This window comes from Mycobacterium sp. (assembly GCF_032161845.1).
GTDB lineage: Bacteria > Actinomycetota > Actinomycetes > Mycobacteriales > Mycobacteriaceae > Mycobacterium.
This window is the reverse complement of the sequence record NZ_JAVRQA010000169.1, coordinates 1-5,177: the sequence shown is the minus strand read 5'-3', so window position 1 is coordinate 5,177 and position 5,177 is coordinate 1. Positions and strand designations below refer to the sequence as shown.

Below are 5,177 nucleotides of genomic sequence, written 5' to 3'. Positions count from 1 at the left end.
TCCGGGCTGGCCCGGTAGTCGAGGCCGCCGACGACCACCCCGAAGCCGTGGCGCGCGGCGGTGTCGAGATACCGGCCGTACATCCCGTTCAATTCAGCCACGGCGCGCGGGTCGTCGAGCATGGGATATAGCGCGAAGCTCGGGAGGTCGAACCCGTACTTGTACATGATCTCGGTCTCTTGGCCGCCCTCGGTCAGGTAATTCAACCCAGGCTGCTGCATTGGAAACTGTGTGGTCATGCCGATCCCCCGTGCCCCGCGCCCTGCGCCCCCGCGCCGAGATCCGAGGTCAGGTTAGCCGTGCATCCGTCAACCGCGCAGGCTGATCCGCAACTGGTCTGCGGTATCGCGGACGACGCCGAGCTGCTTGGCGACCTGAACCGGCGCGGTGCCGCCGCGGGCGTCGCGCGAGTTGACCGATCCTGCGACGGTCAGCACCTCTCTGACCTCGGCCGTCAGTCCCGGGTGAATGGCAGCCAGCTCGTCGTCGGCCAGTTCTTCGAGCCCGATGCCGCGCGCCTCGGCGGCCTTGACGGCAGAACCAGCGGCCTCGTGTGCCACCCGGAATGGGATGCCTTGTCGCACCATCCACTCCGCGATGTCGGTGGCCAGCGTGTAGCCGCGTGGTGCCAGCTCCGCCATCCGGTCGGCGTCGAAGGTGAGCGTGCCGACGAGCCCGGCCATCGCGGGTAGCAGCAGCTGCAGCTGGGCCACCGAGTCGAAGACCGGCTCCTTGTCCTCCTGCAGATCGCGGTTGTACGCAAGCGGTTGCGCCTTGAGCGTGGCCAACAGTCCGGCGAGGTTGCCGATCAGGCGGCCGGACTTGCCACGAGCCAGCTCGGCGATATCGGGGTTCTTCTTCTGCGGCATGATCGAACTACCGGTGGACCACGAATCGTGCAGCTTGACGTAGCCGAATTCCGTTGTGCTCCAGAGGATGATGTCCTCCGCCAGCCGGGACAGGTCGACGGCGATCATCGCCAGCACGAAGGCAGCTTCGGCCGCGAAGTCGCGGGACGCCGTCGCATCGATCGAGTTGTCGGCGGCAGCGGTGAAGCCAAGGTCGGCGGCGATCGCGTCCGGGTCGAGGCCCAACGACGAGCCCGCCAACGCCCCGGAGCCATACGGCGACACCGCGGCGCGATCGTCGAAGTCGATGATCCGGTCGACGTCGCGCAGCAGCGGGTGCGCGTGGGCCAGCAGATGATGCGCCAGCAGGATCGGCTGGGCCGACTGCAGATGGGTCTTGCCTGGCATGATCTCTGTTGGATGCGAAGCCGCCTGGGTGGCCAACGCACCGACGACGTCGAGCACGGCGTTGCCGACGACCCTCATCGCGTCGCGCAGCCACATCCGGAACAGCGTGGCCACCTGGTCGTTTCGCGACCGGCCCGCCCGGAGCCGTCCACCGAGGTCGTCACCGGCACGATCGATCAGGCCGCGCTCGAGCGCACCGTGCACGTCCTCGTCGGTGGGCAGCGGTCCGAAGCTGCCGTCGGCGACGTCCGCGCCGAGCGCGTCCAACCCGGCGAGCAGTCCGTCGCGCTGATCCTCGTTCAACAGGCCGGCGCGGAAGAGCACCAGGGTGTGGGCCTTGGACGCCCTCACGTCATAGGGCGCCAGCACCCAGTCGAAGTGAGTGGACTTGCTCAACGCGGCGAGGGCGTCCGATGGGCCGTCGGCGAACCGTCCGCCCCACAGTGAACCCTCGTTGGTGCTGGGCATCAGTTCTTCAGGTCCCGTTGGGCGGCGATCTTCGACGACAGCCCGTGCACGTGGACGAAGCCCTTCGCGCTGGACTGGTCGAAGGTGTCGCCCTCGTCGTAGGTGGCCAGGTTGAAGTCGTACAGCGACTCGGCGCTGCGCCTGCCGTTGACCGCAATGTGGCCACCGTGCAACACCATTCGGATCTCCCCCGTCACGTGCGACTGGGTGTCGGCGACGAACGACTCGAGCGCGCGCTTGAGCGGCGAGTACCAGAGTCCGTCGTATACCAACTCGCCCCACCGCTGGTCGGTGGTCCGCTTGAATCTGGCGAGTTCGCGCTCGAGCGTGACGTGTTCGAGTTCGGTGTGCGCGGTGATCAGCACCATGGCGCCGGGCGCCTCGTAGATCTCGCGACTCTTGATGCCCACCAACCGATCCTCGACGACGTCGAGTCGGCCGACACCCTGGGCGCCCCCGCGCTGGTTCAGCTCGACGATGGCCTCGAGCACCGACACGGGCCTGCCGTCGATCGAGACGGGCTTGCCCTGCTCGAAGCCGACGATGACCTCGTCCGGGCTGCTCCAGTTGACCGTGGGGTCCTCGGTGTAGTCGTACACGTCCTTCGTCGGCGCGTTCCAGAGGTGTTCCAGGAAGCCGGTTTCCACTGCCCGGCCCCACACGTTCTGGTCGACGGAGAAGGGCGACCGCTTGGTGACGTTGATCGGAATGGCGTTTTCCTCGGCGAAGGCGATGGCCTTTTCCCGGGTCCACGCGTAGTCGCGGACGGGCGCCAGCACCTCGAGATCGGGTGCCAGCGAGGCGAATCCGACCTCGAAGCGAACCTGGTCGTTGCCCTTTCCGGTGCACCCGTGGGCGACGATGCCACCGCCGTGCTCACGAGCGGCCTCGACCAGATGCTTGACGATCAGCGGGCGGCTGATCGCCGACACCAGCGGATAGCGATCCATGTAGAGCGCGTTGCTCTGAATGGTCGGCAGGCAGTACTCCTCGGCGAACTCGTCACGAGCGTCCACCACCACGGCTTCGACGGCGCCACAGTCGAGCGCGCGCTGCCGCACGACCTCCATGTCCTCACCGCCCTGGCCGAGATCGATGGCGACGGCCACGACCTCGCGCCCGGTCTCCTTGCCAATCCAGCTGATCGCGACGGAGGTGTCCAGACCACCGGAGTACGCCAGGATGACGCGTTCGGACATGAAGATCGATCTCCTTGAGTTCTTGGGGCTGTCGGTTCTAAAAGTTACTGCAGGTGTTCGAGGGTGCTAGCCAGTTCGGCACCCGTCATGGGTTCACGCGCGACGACCAGAATGGTGTCATCCCCGGCGATCGTGCCTGCGACGTAGGGCAGGGAGGCACGATCGATGGCGCTGGCCAGGTAGTGCGCCCCGCCGGGCGGGGTGCGCAGAATGGCCAGGTTGCCGCTCGCGTCGGTGGAGACGAGCAGCTCGCCTAGCAGCTTGGTGATCCGGTCGGTGCCGCCAGACACCCCACGGACGGGGCTGCCGTCCTCCGGCACGACGTACACCCCGGTGCCGCCGTCGGCGCCGCGTAGCTTCACCGCGCCGAGCTCTTCGAGATCCCTGGACAGCGTGGCCTGTGTGACGTCGATCCCGTCGGCCGCCAGCATCGCGGCGAGTTCACTCTGACTGCGCACCGAGTTGGACGACAGGAGCGTCACGATGCGCGCCTGTCGTCCTGCCCTGGTAGCGGTGGTCACGAGCGGCTCATGACTTGTCCAACAACCAGACCAGCAACGCCTTCTGTGCGTGTAGGCGGTTCTCGGCCTCGTCCCAAACGGCGCTTTGTGGTCCGTCGATGACGTCGTCGGTGATCTCGTGTCCGCGGTGAGCCGGAAGACAGTGCAGGACAACGGCATCCGAGTTGGCACGGTCGAGCATCTCGCCGTTCACCTGGAACGACCGGAATGGGCGGACGCGGTCGAGCCCGTCGTTCTCCTGGCCCATCGACGTCCACGTGTCGGTTACCAGGACGTCGGCACCGTCGGCTGCGGCCTTCGCGTCGGCCGTCACGGTGACGGTGGCGCCGGTCTCGGCTGCGCGGCGTTCGGCGGCCGCCACGAACTGCCTGGCGGGTTCGAAACCCGTTGGCGCGGCGATCGTGACGTGGATCCCCGCGGTGACGCCGCCCAGCATCAGCGAGTGCGCCATGTTGTTGGCGCCGTCACCGAAGTAGGCCAGCTTCAGCCCTTTAAGGCCCGACATCCCCCCCTTGCGTTCGGCAAGGGTCTGCAGATCGGCGAGTACCTGGCAAGGGTGGAACTCGTCGGACAGCGCGTTGACGATCGGCACGGTCGCGCCGGAGGCCATGGCGGTCAACCGTTCCTGTGCGAAGGTCCGCCACACGATGGCATCGACGTAACGGGACAGCACCTGGCCGGTGTCCTCCAGCGTCTCCTCCCGGCCCAATTGGGTGCTGCGGCCGTCCACCACGACGGCGTGACCACCCAGCTGGGCGATGCCCATCTCGAAGGAGAAGCGTGTCCTCGTCGAATTCTTCTCGAAGATCACGGCGACGCCGCGCGGTCCCTCGAGTGGCCGCGCACTGAACGGCGCCTTCTTGAGTTCGGCTGCAAGAGCGAGGACTTCGGCTTGCTCACTCGGTGAGAGATCGTCGTCGCGGAGGAAGTTCCTGATCGTCATGATGCCTCCACAGCGGTGTCGAGGACCGCAGGCAATGCGGCGAGGAACGCGTCGATTTGGGCTTCCGTGACCACTAGCGGCGGGGCGAGTCGGACGACGTCGGGTGCCGCGGCGTTGACCAGGAAGCCCGCCTCGCGGGCTGCGGCCTCGACCGCCTTGCCCTTCGGCGCGGTCAGCACGATGCCGCGAAGTAGGCCGCGCCCCCTGACGTGATCGACGAGCGGATGGCCGATCGCCTCGACGCCGTGGCTGATCGTCTTGCCGAGCACGTCGGCGCGGGCGATGAGGTCATCGGCGGCCAGTGTCCTGAGGACGGCGAGCGCGGCGGCGGTGCACACCGGGTTGCCCCCGAAGGTGCTGCCGTGCAGGCCCGGCGTCAACAGCCCTGCGGCATCGCCGATGGCCAGGCAGGCGCCGATCGGCAGCCCACCGCCGAGTCCCTTCGCCAGGGTGACGACGTCCGGCGTGACGCCGTCGTGCTGATGCGCGAAGAAGGTGCCGGTGCGGCCGACTCCGGTCTGGACCTCGTCGAGCACCAGCAGAGCGCCGTGCCGGGCGGTGATCTCACGGGCCGCGACGAGGTAGCCCGCGGGGGGCGTGACGACCCCACCCTCCCCCATGATCGGCTCGAGGAACACCGCAGCGGTCTGGTCGGTGACGGCGGCGGCGAGCGCGTCGACGTCGCCGTACGGCACGTGGGTGACGTTGCCGGGCAGCGGCTCGAACGGTGCCTGCTTCGACGGCTGCCCCGTGAGCGAAAGCGAGCCCATGGTGCGGCCGTGGAAGGCAC

At 67.8% G+C, this 5,177-nt stretch carries 5 protein-coding genes and 1 pseudogene; all 6 read right to left on the bottom strand.

Translation table 11 applies throughout. The annotated features are described in order from the left end of the window. A pseudogene (locus QOD90_RS09845) lies at nt 1-239 on the bottom strand (homocysteine S-methyltransferase family protein); the annotation flags it as partial. Nucleotides 240-308: 69 nt separating this feature from the next. After that, nucleotides 309-1,724 (bottom strand): argininosuccinate lyase, encoded by a 1,416-nt coding sequence (gene argH, locus QOD90_RS09840; RefSeq protein WP_526349094.1) that lies wholly within the window; start codon nt 1,722-1,724, stop codon nt 309-311. Then, nucleotides 1,724-2,923, bottom strand: coding sequence for an argininosuccinate synthase (locus QOD90_RS09835; RefSeq protein ID WP_526349092.1), 1,200 nt, complete (start codon nt 2,921-2,923; stop codon nt 1,724-1,726). The genes argH and QOD90_RS09835 overlap by 1 nt, the downstream gene beginning before the upstream one ends. Nucleotides 2,924-2,967: 44 nt before the next feature. Next, nucleotides 2,968-3,444, bottom strand: coding sequence for an arginine repressor (locus QOD90_RS09830; RefSeq protein WP_526349090.1), 477 nt, complete (start codon nt 3,442-3,444; stop codon nt 2,968-2,970). Between the two features lie 7 nt (nt 3,445-3,451). Continuing rightward, nucleotides 3,452-4,387: an ornithine carbamoyltransferase gene (gene argF / locus QOD90_RS09825; protein ID WP_526349088.1), complete on the bottom strand. Its 936-nt coding sequence runs from the start codon at nt 4,385-4,387 to the stop codon at nt 3,452-3,454. After that, nucleotides 4,384-5,177, bottom strand: a 794-nt coding sequence (locus QOD90_RS09820) for an aspartate aminotransferase family protein (protein ID WP_526349086.1), incomplete at its 5' end; no start/stop codon positions are given. The genes argF and QOD90_RS09820, both read right to left, overlap by 4 nt.

Bases quoted from the DNA above. Each gene is read 5' to 3' on its own strand.
- QOD90_RS09835 (WP_526349092.1), bottom strand. From the start codon at position 2,923: ATGTCCGAACGCGTCATCCTGGCGTACTCCGGTGGTCTGGACACCTCC.
- argH (WP_526349094.1), bottom strand. From the start codon at position 1,724: ATGCCCAGCACCAACGAGGGTTCACTGTGGGGCGGACGGTTCGCCGAC.
- argF (WP_526349088.1), bottom strand. From the start codon at position 4,387: ATGACGATCAGGAACTTCCTCCGCGACGACGATCTCTCACCGAGTGAG.